Genomic DNA, 13,176 nt, shown 5'->3' with positions numbered 1-13,176 from the left:
CCGATCTGGCCGGGCCGGTACCGGCCTCAAGCGCCCGGAATGATCGCCACGCCCCGTTGGGGCGCGAAGGTGATGGAGACGGGCGTGCCAGGCTGGATCATGTCGCGGCTGCCGTACTGGACCACGAACAGCTCACCGATCGGAGTGTCGACCTCGTACTCGACCTGCGTGCCCAGATAGGACGCTTTCTTGACCGAGCCGGCGAGGCCCTCGCCCGCAGGGCCCTCGTTGAGGAAGATCGCGTCCGGCCGCACGGCGAGCTTGACGGCGCCCTGGCCGACGCCGCGGTGGGGGAGATCGACGAACAAGCTATCGATCTTGACCCGTCCGCGGGCGCCGTCGGTCTCCACGAGCTGGCCGCCCAGGATATTGGCGTCGCCGATGAAGTCGGCCACGAAGAGATCGGCCGGCTCTTCGTAGAGCTCGCGCGGCGTGCCCGTCTGGGCGATCCTGGCATTGGACATGACGATGATCTTGTCCGAGACCGCCAGGGCCTCCTCCTGGTCGTGGGTCACGTACGCGACGGTGAGATTGAGGCTCTGCTGCAGTTCCCGAATATCCTCGCGAACCCGGCGACGGAGCTTCGCGTCGAGGTTCGAAAGAGGCTCGTCGAAGAGGAGCACCTGAGGCTCCAGCACCAGGGCCCGCGCGACGGCCACGCGCTGCTGCTGGCCGCCCGAGAGTTCGGAGGGCGCCCGCTTCTCAAGACCCGACAGGCCCACGAGGCCGAGCTTTTCCACCGCCATGGCCTCCGCGTCCTTCTTGGACGCGCCTTGGACGGAGGGTCCGTAGGCGACGTTTTCCAGCACGGACATATGGGGAAAGAGCGCGTAGGACTGGAACACCATGCTGACGTCCCGGTCGGCGGCCGACAGGCGGGTCACGTCCCGCCCGCCGATGAAGATCTGGCCCTCGCTCGCCATTTCGAGGCCCGCGATCATGCGCAGGGTCGTGGTCTTGCCGCAGCCGGAGGGGCCGAGCAGGGTCACGAGGGTGCCGGGCTCGATGTTGAACGACACCGTGTCGACCGCCTTCACGTCGCCGTAGCGCTTCGTGACGTTGCGGAACTCGACCGAGGCGGCCTGCTTCTTGGAGGTGCCCCGACTGATCGTGGCGGCGGAGGTCATCTGGTTCATGGGTCGGGTCATGGTCATTTACGGAGCCGCCTGAACGGCCATGGGAGTTGCGTTCGCGGTGGCGCTGCGCCGCCCGAGGCGGCGTTCGCCCACCGCGAACTGGATGGCCACGATGGCAAGCAGCATCACGACGATAAGGGCGGTCGAGTACGCGATGGCGAGGCCGAACTCGCCTGCCTCCACGCGGCCGACGATATAGGTCGTGGCCATGTTGTATTCGGCCGTCACCAGGAAGATGACCGCGCTCACCGCCGTCATGGCGCGCACGAAGGAATAGACGAGCGAGGCCACGATGGCGGGCCGCAGGAGCGGCAGCACGACCCGGCGCATGGTGGTGGCCGAACCGGCCCCTAGCGTCAGAGAGGCCTCGTCCAGGCTCTTGTCGATCTGGCTCAACGTGGCGATACCGGAGCGCACCCCCACGGGCATGTTGCGGAACACGAAGCACATGACCAGGATGAACCCCGTGCCGGTGATCTCGATGGGCGGCACGTTGAAGGCCAGGATGTAGGACACGCCCACGACCGTGCCGGGGATCGCGAAGCTCAGGAGGGTGCCGAACTCGAACGCGCGCTGCCCCGAGAAGCGCTGGCGCGTCAGCAGGTAGGCCGTCAGGAGCCCGATGGCGGCGGTGAGCGGGGCCGAGAGCGCCGCCACCTTCACGGTGGCCCAGAACGAATTCCAGGCCGAGCCGGAGAAGTAGAGGCCGAAATCCGTCCGCTCGATCCGGAACGCGGTGAGGAAGTGCTCAAGGGTCGGCGTGTAGTCGCGGCCCATGGACTTCACGAAGGCGCCGACCACGATCATGATGTAGATCACGAGGGTGAAAACCGCCCACGGAATGGCCGTGAGGTAGGACGCCATCGCCACCCGGCGGGGCAGCGGCAGCGGGATGCCGGCATCGCCCTTGCCCGTCACGGTGGTGTAGACCTTCTTGCCGAGCCAGGCGTGCTGGAGCCAGAAGGCCCCGAGGGTGAAGGCGAGGAGCACCAGCGACAGGACCGCCGCTCGTCCCTGGTCCTGCTGGGCGCCCACGACGGCGAAGAAGATCTTGGTGGACAGGACCTCGTAATTGCCGCCGAGCACCAGGGGATTGCCGAAATCCGCGAGGCTTTCCACGAAGCCCAGCAGGAAGGCGTTGGCGAGGCCGGGACGCATCAGCGGCAGGGTCACGGTCCAGAACGTGACCCAGCTCTTGGCCCGAAGGGTCTGCGAGGCCTCCTCGAGGGTCGGGCTGATGCCCTGCACGACGCCGATGAGCACGAGGAAGGCGATGGGCGTGAAGGCGAGGAGCTGGGCGATGAAGATGCCGGGAAATCCATAGATCCAGCGGGAGCGCGGCACGCCGAACCACTCCCACAGAACGTTGGAGACCGCGCCAGAGCGGCCGAACATCAAGATGAGCGCGAGACCGATCACGAAGGGCGGCGTGATGATGGGCAGGACGCTCATCAGCCGCAGCACCTTCTTGAAACGGAAGCTCGTGCGGGTAGCGATGAGCGCGAAGGCGAGGCCGAGCGCGGTGGTGCCGACGCCCACCGCGAGGCCGAGAAACAGGGTGTTCCACGCCACACCGCAGCGCAGATCGCTGTAGACGCAGTCCAGGCCCCAGATCGAGCGGTCGAGGAACTTCGCAACGAACTCGCCCGGCGCGAAATTGCCCGCATTGTCCGCGAATGCGCTCGCCAGGATGGTGCTGACCGGAAAGAAGACAAAGACGGCGATCAGCGCGATGACGACGCCGATGGACGAGGTCACGAAGGCGTCGCCCCGGCACCAGCCATGGGCCGCTAGGCCGTGGCATAGAATGATCAGGAAGGCCGTTGCCGTCAGCGCGGCCCCGAAGCCCATACCGGCCTGTTTCGGGCCGGGATCGCTGAACGCCTTGAGCCCGTCCATGGTCCAGCCGTTCAAGCCGATGGTGAAGCCCTGGAGCGTGATGAGCGCAAGGCCCACGATGCCGGCTGCGACGAGCCACAGCGCCATCGAATCGCGTGGTGCGCCGATGGCGGGGCGAAGGGCCAAGAGGAGCGGGATGAGGATCGGAAGGAGCCACCACGCGCCGCGTAGACCCTCGACCAGGCCCGAACCCGTGAAGAAATAATCCCCGATCGTGGGCGAGGCGGCGCTATCGAAGCCGTACCAGGGCAGGAGCACGAAGCCGATCCACCCCAAGACGATCCAACCGAGTGTCGCTCGTGACATATCCGTTCCTATGGCCCCGGTCCGGCGGAGCTGCGTGAAGAGCTTCGCGGCGGAGCGATCAGACGTTCCGCCGCGAAGGGGTTGAGGGGAGGCGAGCCGCTCTGCGGCGGCGCTCCGGCTACTTGGGCAGGTTCTTGACCTCGGCGTCCCACTTGGAGAGAAGGCGCTTGCGCTCGGCCGAGGAGCCGTACTTGCCGAAGTCGAAGTTGATCAGCTTGATCTCCGACATCTTCGGAGCCTCCGGCGGGATCGGCGTCGCCTTGTTGGACGGCACCTGATAGGACTTCGCCTCCGCGCCGAGCTTCTGGGCGGCCGGGGTCAGGGCCCAATCGTAGAACTTCTTGGCGTTGTCGAGATTCTTGGCGCCCTTGATGAGCGACATGGAGCCGATCTCGTAGCCTGTGCCCTCGCAGGGCGCCACGACCTTGATCGGAGCCTTGTCGACCACCATCGTGACGATGTCGTGCATGAAGGCGATGCCCACCGTGGTCTCGCCCAGCGCCATGGCCTTGGCCGGAGCCGCGCCCGACTTGGTGTACTGGTTCACGTTCTTGTGCAGGGCCTTCAGATAGTCGAAGCCCTTGTCCTCGCCCATTATCTGCACGATGGAAGCCAGGAGCGTATAGGCGGTGCCCGACGAGTTCGGATCGGCCACCTGGACCTCGTCCTTCAGCTTGACGTCCAGAAGGTCAGCCCAGCACTTGGGCTCCTTGATGCCCTTCGATTTCACGAGGTCGGTGTTGTAGCCGAAGCCCAGGGCGCCGGAGTAGATGCCCACCGTGCGGCCCTTCGACTGCTCCCACTGGCGCACGGCCCAATCCTGCAGCTCGGCCATCTTGGGCGACTTGTACTCCTCCGTCAGGCCCTCCTCGGCGGCCTGCATGTGGGGATCGCCCGTGCCGCCCCACCAGATGTCCGCCCGGGGGTTGGCGGCCTCGGCCTTCACCTGGGCGAAGACCTCGCCGGCGCTTTTGCGGGTCATGGAGACCTTGATGCCGGTCTCGCGCTCGAACGCGTTCACCATCGCGCGGCACCATTCTTCCTGGACGCCGCAATACATGACCAGCGCGCCCTGAGCCTGGGCGGCGCCGGCGGACATGAACGAAAGGGCCGTGACGGCCCCGGCCAGCATGGTGGCGGCAACGAGATTCTTCCGCAATTTCATAAGCATCCTCCCTGAGTGCAAATCCGGCTGTTGTTGGTCGGCTAAGTTCCATTCTATGCCCTAGTGGGGTCGGGCTGGGAAAGTAACCTTTAGGATGAGGGGCGGAACGAACTGGAACGGCCGGGCCCCAACGCCTCAAACCCTTGGCACTAAAGGACTTGAGCCGTCACACGACTGTCGCGTCGCTGTTTTATTACATTGGGCTTTGCAAACGCGGCCGACTCTGCTTTGATAAGCCGGCTACACGTCTGGATCGCGTCCAGGCCCATGGAGATCCCGATTCTTCGAAGAATGACCAAGCACATCAAGCCCAAGCTTCTGAAAGCGAAGCTGCTCAAGCCCAAATTCCTGAAAGCTGACAAGCTCCGTTTGAACCAAGTCGGTGCGCTCCCTTTCCGTGTCGTGGACGGGGAGATCGAGGTGCTGCTCGTGACCTCGCGGGAGACCAGGCGCTGGCTGATCCCCAAGGGCTGGCCCATGAAAGGCAAGAAGCCCCACAAGGCGGCCGCCCAGGAGGCGCAGGAGGAAGCGGGCGTGAAGGGCAAGATCGCCGACAAGCCTCTGGGCCATTACGATTACTGGAAGCGCCGCCTCGTCCATTTCGACCTCTGCCGCGTCGACGTCTACCCACTCGAGGTCTCCAAGCAGCTCAAGCGATGGAAAGAGAAGGGGCAGCGAGAGGCGCGCTGGTTCAAGGCGCAGGAGGCCGCCGATCAGGTGCTGGAGCCGGCCTTGGCGGGGCTGATCCGGCAGTTGCCAGGAAAAGTAGCTGACCCTGCGGTAAGTGTTTGAAAAGACGTATGGAATGTATGGTTCAGGCGAAGTGATGCTTGATTAAAACAATATAACATTTTATTTACATCAAGGATCAGGAACCTTGCAGAGCTATCATGACCATTTTCGTAATCGACAAAAACAATCCTGTGCCACCGACAACGGATTGGGGTCACGATGCATTCTGGACCGATGAGCCGGGTGACACGGTTATTCTGAAGGCGGGTGCAGAAATTAAAACCTCTGGCGGCGCTGCATTTGGCATCTTCGCTTATGATGAGAGCCACATCTACATCGAAGGTAGTGTGATTTCTGAGAAGAGTGACGGGATCTATATGGGTGGCGAGGCAATTATCGCCACCACCGGCTCGATCTATGGGGAAATTGGAGTCTATTTCCATGGTGGAGACGGCTATGTAAATAACGCGGGGCAGATAGTCGGAGAATCTCAAGGTATAGACATCAAAGATGTTCTCCATGCGGAAGTGGTTAACTCGGGAATCATTGCTTCAAATAGTAAATCGGGCAATGCTATTATTGCCGGATTGTGGAGTGAAGAGCAGACTTTTAGGCTGGACAATAGCGGCACGATCAACGGTCGTGTTTTTGCCGCGTTGCTTGGAACGAACCACATCGTCAACAAGGGTACTATCAACGGCGAGCTTTGGCTGAGCTACGGCGATGATCAATATTATGGTAGTGATGGTGTCGTTACAGGCATGATCCTTCTGGACTCGGGCGACGATTTAGCGATTGGCGGCAAGCACTCAGAGATTTTCAGTGTCGGCGTCAATGATGGCGATGAATATTGCGGTGGAAGCAAGTTTATCGATGGCGGCGGCGGCATTGATACGATCTGGCTGACCGCATCAGAAAATTCCATTGACCTACGCAACACCGCCAAGCAAAGGACGGGTAAGGACACCTGGGTCGAGCAGCGCAACATCGAGAACGTCAATGGGGCTGATGGGCAGGATTGTTTCACTGGAAACAAGGCCGCAAATTTGCTCGCGGGTTATGGCGGTGCAGATGCCCTGATAGGCATGGAAGGCGACGACACCCTTATTGGTGGCGCAGGTGATGACAATCTCAATGGAGGTGAGGGTCGGGACACAGCTGTTTTCGATGGAGATATGGCTCAGTTCATCATCATGGAATATGGCGACGGCATTGTTTCTGTGCAGGACAGGAGAGCTGATAAGGAAGGCCTTGATTACCTCTCCAATATCGAAGTTTTGAAGTTTGGCGACGGCACCTTCGAACTAGGGTCTCATGAGGCAACGAACGACGCCCCTTCATCCCTCGAACTATCGAGCAAGCTCGTCGAGCGTGGGGCGACGGTCGGCGCAGTCGTGGGCATTCTCACGGGCGTCGACCCGGAGGGGCAAAAGCTCTCCTACGCGTTGCTCGACAATGCGGGGGGCACTTTCGCCATCGATGGCGATAGACTGATCCTTGCCAAGAGCGTCGACGGCTCGTCCAAGAGCCTGTCCGTCACCGTCCGGGTCACCGACAGCGAAGGCGCTCACCTGAGCCGGTCCTTCACGATCGGCATCAGTGATACTGACTCCAGGGACGGGGAGGTCAACACGCCTCGCCAGGTGGAAAGCGTCGCATCGGTTGCCGATGACAGCACCCCATCCCTTCGCCTGAATGGGGGCCGCAAGGCTGACAAGCTGACGGGCGGCAAGGGCGACGACGTGCTGAACGGCGGGCTTGGTCGAGATACGCTTAAGGGCAATGCAGGGGACGACACCTTTGTGTTCGATACGAAGCTGGGAGCGGGCAATATCGACCGGATCGTCGACTTCGTCTCCGGCCAAGACCGCATTCATCTCTCGAAGAAAGTATTCAAGGACCTCTCAGCGAAAGGAAATCTGTCAAGCAAGGAATTTCATCTGGGGCTGAAGGCTAAGGCCAAGGACGACCGGATCATCTACAACAAGAAGTCTGGGGCCTTGTCCTACGATGCCGATGGCGCCGGTACAGATCATTCCGCCATCAAATTCGCTCAGATCAAGCAAGGATCGAAGCTCCATATGTCCGACTTCTTCATCGTCTAAAGAACGTTGCCGGACAAGGCCCAACTCATCGAGTTGCATATGGCCTGGGCCATTTTTTCCTCTCGTAGGGGAACATGCGGACTCGTCAAAAGTCTACCTGGGACAACGGGGGCCAGCGCATAAGCGCGGCCATTGGAACCCAATCCGCAGGAGGTCTTCATGAGAGCGCTTGTCTGGCACGGCACCCAGGATATTCGGTGCGACAACGTTCCAGATCCCGAGATCGAGCACGGTCGGGATGCCATCATCAAGGTGACGAGCTGCGCCATATGCGGTTCGGATCTACACCTCTACGATCATTTCATGCCTGGCATGAAGAGCGGCGACATCATGGGTCACGAGACCATGGGCGAGGTGGTCGAGGTCGGCCGGGACAACAAGAAGCTCAAGGTCGGGGACCGGGTCGTGATCCCGTTCACGATCATCTGCGGCGAGTGCGAGCAGTGCAAGCGCGGCAATTTTTCGGTCTGCGAGCGCACCAACCGCAACAAGGAGGTGGCCGCCAAGGCGTTCGGCCATACCACGGCGGGCCTGTTCGGCTACACCCATCTGACGGGGGGGTATCCTGGCGGGCAGGCCGAGTACCTGCGCGTTCCCTATGCGGACACCACACACATCAAGGTTCCCGACGGCATCCCGGACGAGAAACTGCTGTTCCTGAGCGACATTTTCCCGACCGGATGGCAGGCGGCCGTGCAATGCGACATCCAGCCGACCGACACGGTTGCGATCTGGGGCGCCGGTCCGGTCGGCCAGATGGCGATCCGCAGCGCCGTCCTGCTGGGTGCCAAGCAGGTGGTCGTCATCGACAATGTGCCTGAGCGCCTGGACATGGCGAAGGCTGGCGGCGCCATCACCATCAATTTCGATGAGGAAAGCGTCGTCGAGCGCCTCAACGAGCTCACCCGGGGCCGGGGACCCGAGAAGTGTATTGACGCTGTCGGCATGGAGGCCCACGCGACGGCCACGCTCGATTCCATCGTGGATCGGGCCAAGCAGGCCACGATGCTGGGCACAGACCGGCCCCATGTGCTGCGCGAAATGATGTATGTCTGCCAACCGGCGGGCGTGCTGTCCGTTCCGGGCGTGTATGGCGGCTTCCTCGACAAGATCCCGTTCGGCGCCGTCATGAACAAGGGCCTGACCATCCGGACTGGACAGACCCACGTCAACCGTTGGTCGGACGATCTCCTGCGGCGGATCGAGGAGGGGCAGATCGACCCGTCCTTCGTCATCACCCATACGGTCGACCTCGCCGAAGGGCCCGAGATGTACAAGACGTTCCGCGACAAGCAGGACGGCTGCATCAAGGTCGTTCTCAAGCCCAATTGAGGTTCACCATGGCTCATTCGCGAAACCCTTCACGTCATGCCCGGTCCGAGAGCGCTCACGCTCTCGCACAAGGCTTGGGAGTCTTCAGTCTCGCTCTCGGGGCGCTGGAATTGTTCGCCGCCAAGCCATTGGCCCGCTGGCTCGGAATGGAAAAGCACGAGACGCTCCTTCGGGCCTATGGGGCGCGGGAGATCGCCACCGGCATCGGCATCCTCACGGCGAAGGATCCGACGCCCTGGATCTACGCACGCGTGGGCGGGGACGCCCTCGACATCGCGACCTTGGGTGCCGGATTGGCCGACGACAGCACGGAGCAGGATCGGGTCGGGCTCGCCCTGGGAGCTGTTGCCGGTGTCACGGTCCTGGATGTGCTTTGCGCCAAGGCGCTCACCGACGAGACGCAGCAACACCGCATGCTTTCGGCGCGGCCCAGCCGCGATTACAGCCGACGCAGCGGCTACCCCCAGGGCGCAAACCGGGCCCACGGGGCCGCGAGGGATTTCGAGGTTCCTCGCGACTTCCGCATCCCGGAGCCGCTTCGCCCCTACAACACGTCCGCGACCGTGCCGACGCCAGTCAGACAGGTGTGATGACGAAGCCGACTCTGTACACCATCGGTTACGAGGGAGCGGACCCGGACCGCTTCCTCACGACCCTGAAGGACGCCGGCGTGGAGATTCTTGCGGATGTTCGCGCCGTCGCTCTTTCGCGCAAGCGCGGCTATTCCAAGACGGCGCTTCGTAACTCCCTTGAGAACGGTGGGATCGGCTATCGCCATTTTGTTCAGCTCGGGACGCCGAAATCCGGACGCGAGGCCGCCCGCGCCGGAAACGGCAACCTCATGCGGCGGATCTATTGTGACGAGGTGCTGGCCACCGAGCCGGCCCATGAAGCCCTGGAGGAGCTTGCCGCCCTTGCGGAAACGAGGCCGATCTGCCTCCTCTGTTTCGAACGCGAACCCGAGAACTGCCATCGCCGGATCCTGGCCGAGATGCTGGAACGGCGTGGATGGACCACGGTCGACCTGACGGTTCTCTGACGCCCGCCCGCTCGACGCGACCCCATTGCCAAATTGTCGCTTATACAGTATCGCTGGGGTCCGTTAGCCGAACCAGGGAGGGCTGCATGACAGATCTACGCTTGCCGACTCCCCTCGGCATGCCGAAGCGCTAGGCGCGACCGGCGGGCCCGTACGGCCCCTATTTCCGATTATCCCGGATACATTTTCCAACTGAGGCGACGCGTATCGGTGCCCCTGCGGCAGCCATTCCGTGTGCGCCATCGTTACGAGGACGGCTGGCGCCCTGCGCTGCCGCATCGACACCATGACCGCCAGAACCACCAAGCGCGGAGATTCCACCCGCGACGTCCTTCGATTCACCTTCCGGCATTGGGCCAAGGAGCCCCGTTGGCTGGGTTGGGTCATCGTGACCATGATGGCCTCGACGCTCGCTGACGTTTTCATGCCCCTCTACGCGGGACGGCTCGTCGACGCGATCACTCAATTCGGCGCGGATCGCGAGGCCGCTCGCGGCGCCGTGATCAACGCATTCCTGGTGATGACGGGGCTCGGCCTCGCGCTCGTGGTGTTGCGGCACATCGCCTTCTACGGAATCGTCGAGCTCAGCCTGCGCGTGATGGTGAAGGTGGGGCAGGATGCCTTCGCGCGGGTGCAGCGCTTCTCGTCGGACTGGCATGCCAACAGCTTCGCGGGTTCCACGGTGCGCAAAGTCACCCGCGGCATGTGGGCGCTCGATCTCCTGCACGACACGGTGCTGCTGGCGCTGCTGCCCTCCGTGGTCGTCCTGATCGGGTCGATGATCCTCCTCGGCCTCAACTGGCCCGTGATGGGCGTCGTGATCGCCGTCGGGACGGTCGTCTATATCGGCATGACCGTGTTCCTGAACATCGTCTACGTGGCACCCTCGGCCCGTCTCGCCAATGCCTGGGATACCAAGATGGGCGGGACACTTGCCGATGCCCTGAGCTGCAACGCGGTCGTCAAGGCGTTCGGGGCCGAAGCCCGGGAGGATGCGCGCTTGGCCGGCGTCCTGGCCAAGTGGCGCAGCCGCACGGCGCGCGTATGGATGCGCGCCACGAACAGCGGCACGATCCAGCTCGTCGCGCTCCTGGGGATCCGCGCCGCCATCATCGGTACGGCTCTGTGGCTGTGGTGGAACGGGCGCGCGACGGCCGGCGACGTCGCCTACGTGCTCACGACGTACTTCGTGATTCACGGCTACCTTCGCGACATGGGCATGCACATCAACAACATGCGCCGGTCCGTCAACGACATGGAAGAACTCGTCGCCTTCTACGATGAGCCCTTCGGCGTCGAGGATCGTGCCGGTGCCGGCGCGATGCGGATCGGCCGCGGCGAAATCGTGTTCGATCGCGTTCGGTTTCACTACGCCGGCCATGAGACCGCGCTCTACCAGGATCTGTCCCTCACGATCCGGGCGGGCGAGCGCGTCGGCCTCGTCGGGCCTTCGGGATCGGGCAAGACGACGCTCGTCAAGCTCATCCAGCGGCTCTACGACGTCACGGGGGGCCGTGTGCTCATCGACGGACAGGATATCGCGGGGGTCAGGCAAGCCTCCTTGCGCTCGCAGATCGCCATTGTGCAGCAGGAACCGGTCCTGTTCCATCGCACTCTTGCGGAGAACATCGCCTATGGACGCCCCGGCGCCAAGCGGGAGGAGATCGAGCGGGCCGCGAAGCTCGCCAATGCGCACGAGTTCATCATGGATCTTCCGCGAGGATACGAGACCCTGGTGGGCGAACGGGGCGTCAAGCTGTCCGGGGGCGAGCGCCAGCGCGTGGCCATCGCCCGCGCGTTCCTGGCCGATGCTCCGATCCTGATCCTCGACGAGGCCACGTCGGCCCTCGACTCGGAGTCCGAGGTGCTGATCCAAGAAGCGATGGAGCGGCTGATGGAAGGCCGGACGTCCATTGTCATCGCGCATCGTCTCTCGACGGTTCGCGCGCTGGACCGGATCATCGTGTTCCAAAAGGGCCGGATCGTGGAGGAAGGCAACCACGCCGAGCTCTACCGCCAGGGCGGGCTCTACCGCCGGCTCTGCGACCACCAGGGCATGGAGTTCACCGAACAGCCTGTGGGTCGAACGGCCGTCACGACGGCCTAGTTGCACAGGATCGGCACCAGGGCGCCACGAAGACCGTCGACCATGTCGGCGGTGCTTCGCTTGTCCTGGGGCGGCGTGCCCGCGCCGGTCGCGCCGGGAACGGGGACGATCCCATAGCTGGCGACAGGCACGACTCCGGCGATCCTTCGTGGATCGCCGGAGAGGGGAGCCACGAGCCCGATCAGGCGGCCTGCCGCGTCGAGAACCGGTGCGCCGGAGGCTCCCGGCTGCAGCGGCGCGCTGAACCGGCGCTCACCCAAGGCTGTGCCGCGAGCCACCGTCAGCCTGGGCGCGCCATCTGCCTGCGTGAAGGCTAGGATCAGCACGTCGGCGCCGTCCGTCATCGTCCCCTCGGAGAGCGGTCGCGGCTGTGCCTTGAGATCCGTCGCGAACTCCATCACGACCGCATCTTGGCCGCTGACGCGTGAGGGCTTGAGGCCTCCGGCCAGGAGATTGGCGCATCCCTGAAGGGGCGCGGTGGTGGTGAGCTGTCGAGGCCCGGTCGCGAGCCCTGTCCCGAGCAGCCGTGGGCCTGCTGTTGGCGGCGCGGCGGGGGCCGGTGCCGGGGAGGGTTGGGCGACGATCGCCGGACCGGATGACACGGCGGGCGGGAAAGGCACGAAGCTGTTGGCGACAGCCACCACGATCCGGTCGATGCTAGGGGCGAGCGCCTTGTCGTAGCCGATGGAGAACGCCCGAAGGCCGGAGGCTCCGGATGCATAGCGGGTGTAGAACTTGCCCGTGGCGGTCTCGCCGGCGATGACAAAGAAATCCGGCCGGATGATCTTGTAGGAGACGACCCGCCCCGGCGCCTGGATGGCGATGTTTCGGTCGAAGATCGCCTGCAGCGTCGCGTCGGGCGGAGCGACACGGGTGTCGAGGGTCACCTTGCCGTCGGCGCTCTGCCAACGGCTGCCTCCGCTCTGGTTGGCCTCCTGCTTCGGGAGAATCTTCGTCGGGATCCCGATGCGCGCCCCGCTTTTCGGGTCGTCCAGCACGGTGAACCCGGCCGCCGCCTTCGCCTGCTGGGCGGCGCTGAGCAGCGCGGCCCTGGACGATGAGCTGAGAATCCCGGTAGCGGGCTGACGGTTGCGCTGCTGGAAGCTGCCGATGGCCTCGAAGGTCTGGCGCCCGAAGGACCCGTCAGCCATGCCGCTGTAGTCGCCGGTCCAGATGAGGGCCTCCTGAACCGCCTTCCTGTCGGGATCCGCGAGGGCCTCGAACCCGCCGCGCGCCGCGTCCAGGGGTGAATTGGTCGCCGGCGCGGCCGGAAGGCCTTGGGCGAGGCCTAGGGTCGGAAGCATCAGCGCCAGCATGAGGGTGATGTGGGGCGAGAGGAGAGAACGACTCATGAA

Annotated in this window: 10 protein-coding genes; 6 read left to right on the top strand and 4 right to left on the bottom strand. The window is 63.6% G+C overall.

Translation table 11 applies throughout. The annotated features are described in order from the left end of the window. Positions 1-26: 26 nt before the first annotated feature. The 3 genes from ILT42_RS22265 to ILT42_RS22255 all read right to left on the bottom strand — a co-directional run bounded on the left by ILT42_RS22265 (position 27) and on the right by ILT42_RS22255 (position 4,506). The gene (locus tag ILT42_RS22265; RefSeq protein WP_204218208.1) at positions 27-1,136 is read right to left on the bottom strand and encodes an ABC transporter ATP-binding protein; all 1,110 of its coding nucleotides are present in this window, start codon (positions 1,134-1,136) and stop codon (positions 27-29) included. Positions 1,137-1,154: 18 nt separating this feature from the next. Next, positions 1,155-3,341 carry an ABC transporter permease gene (locus tag ILT42_RS22260; RefSeq protein WP_204218207.1) on the bottom strand — a complete coding sequence of 729 codons (2,187 nt, stop codon included), beginning with the start codon at positions 3,339-3,341 and terminating at the stop codon, positions 1,155-1,157. A 118-nt stretch (positions 3,342-3,459) separates the two neighbouring features. Beyond that, entirely contained in the window at positions 3,460-4,506 is a 1,047-nt protein-coding gene (locus tag ILT42_RS22255) for an ABC transporter substrate-binding protein (protein WP_229428869.1), read from the bottom strand. A 291-nt stretch (positions 4,507-4,797) separates the two neighbouring features. Between ILT42_RS22255 and ILT42_RS22250 the strand changes: the two genes are divergently transcribed. The 6 genes from ILT42_RS22250 (at position 4,798) to ILT42_RS22225 (ending at position 11,821) form a co-directional block, all read left to right on the top strand. Next, positions 4,798-5,298 carry an NUDIX hydrolase gene (locus tag ILT42_RS22250; protein WP_204218206.1) on the top strand — a complete coding sequence of 167 codons (501 nt, stop codon included), beginning with the start codon at positions 4,798-4,800 and terminating at the stop codon, positions 5,296-5,298. Between the two features lie 98 nt (positions 5,299-5,396). Further along, a complete protein-coding gene (locus tag ILT42_RS23135; protein ID WP_204218205.1) occupies positions 5,397-7,343 on the top strand; it encodes a calcium-binding protein in 1,947 nt (648 codons plus the stop codon). Between the two features lie 159 nt (positions 7,344-7,502). Continuing rightward, positions 7,503-8,675 carry a zinc-dependent alcohol dehydrogenase gene (locus tag ILT42_RS22240; RefSeq protein ID WP_204218204.1) on the top strand — a complete coding sequence of 391 codons (1,173 nt, stop codon included), beginning with the start codon at positions 7,503-7,505 and terminating at the stop codon, positions 8,673-8,675. A gap of 8 nt (positions 8,676-8,683) precedes the next feature. Beyond that, complete coding sequence (locus ILT42_RS22235) at positions 8,684-9,265, top strand: hypothetical protein (protein WP_204218203.1); 582 nt, start codon at positions 8,684-8,686, stop codon at positions 9,263-9,265. Then, positions 9,265-9,714 carry a DUF488 domain-containing protein gene (locus ILT42_RS22230; protein ID WP_204218202.1) on the top strand — a complete coding sequence of 150 codons (450 nt, stop codon included), beginning with the start codon at positions 9,265-9,267 and terminating at the stop codon, positions 9,712-9,714. Before ILT42_RS22235 ends, ILT42_RS22230 begins: the two co-directional genes overlap by 1 nt. 286 nt (positions 9,715-10,000) lie before the next feature. After that, on the top strand, positions 10,001-11,821 hold the full coding sequence (locus ILT42_RS22225; protein WP_229428873.1) for an ABC transporter ATP-binding protein: 1,821 nt from the start codon (positions 10,001-10,003) through the stop codon (positions 11,819-11,821). On the opposite strand, the gene ILT42_RS22220 is transcribed toward ILT42_RS22225, so the two are convergent. Beyond that, positions 11,818-13,173, bottom strand: a complete 1,356-nt coding sequence (locus tag ILT42_RS22220) for a peptidoglycan-binding protein (protein ID WP_204218200.1) — start codon at positions 13,171-13,173, stop codon at positions 11,818-11,820. The two genes, ILT42_RS22225 and ILT42_RS22220, sit on opposite strands and share 4 nt — an antisense overlap. Between the last annotated feature and the right edge of the window lie 3 nt (positions 13,174-13,176).

This window comes from Microvirga pudoricolor, assembly GCF_016892705.1.
Lineage (GTDB): Bacteria > Pseudomonadota > Alphaproteobacteria > Rhizobiales > Beijerinckiaceae > Microvirga > Microvirga pudoricolor.
Note: the sequence above shows the minus strand (reverse complement) of the source record. Positions and strands in the feature narration are given on the sequence as shown.

Bases quoted from the DNA above. Each gene is read 5' to 3' on its own strand.
- ILT42_RS22220 (WP_204218200.1), bottom strand. From the start codon at position 13,173: ATGAGTCGTTCTCTCCTCTCGCCCCACATCACCCTCATGCTGGCGCTG.
- ILT42_RS22250 (WP_204218206.1), top strand. From the start codon at position 4,798: ATGACCAAGCACATCAAGCCCAAGCTTCTGAAAGCGAAGCTGCTCAAG.
- ILT42_RS22255 (WP_229428869.1), bottom strand. From the start codon at position 4,506: ATGAAATTGCGGAAGAATCTCGTTGCCGCCACCATGCTGGCCGGGGCC.
- ILT42_RS23135 (WP_204218205.1), top strand. From the start codon at position 5,397: ATGACCATTTTCGTAATCGACAAAAACAATCCTGTGCCACCGACAACG.
- ILT42_RS22265 (WP_204218208.1), bottom strand. From the start codon at position 1,136: ATGAACCAGATGACCTCCGCCGCCACGATCAGTCGGGGCACCTCCAAG.
- ILT42_RS22225 (WP_229428873.1), top strand. From the start codon at position 10,001: ATGACCGCCAGAACCACCAAGCGCGGAGATTCCACCCGCGACGTCCTT.
- ILT42_RS22240 (WP_204218204.1), top strand. From the start codon at position 7,503: ATGAGAGCGCTTGTCTGGCACGGCACCCAGGATATTCGGTGCGACAAC.
- ILT42_RS22235 (WP_204218203.1), top strand. From the start codon at position 8,684: ATGGCTCATTCGCGAAACCCTTCACGTCATGCCCGGTCCGAGAGCGCT.
- ILT42_RS22230 (WP_204218202.1), top strand. From the start codon at position 9,265: ATGACGAAGCCGACTCTGTACACCATCGGTTACGAGGGAGCGGACCCG.
- ILT42_RS22260 (WP_204218207.1), bottom strand. From the start codon at position 3,341: ATGTCACGAGCGACACTCGGTTGGATCGTCTTGGGGTGGATCGGCTTC.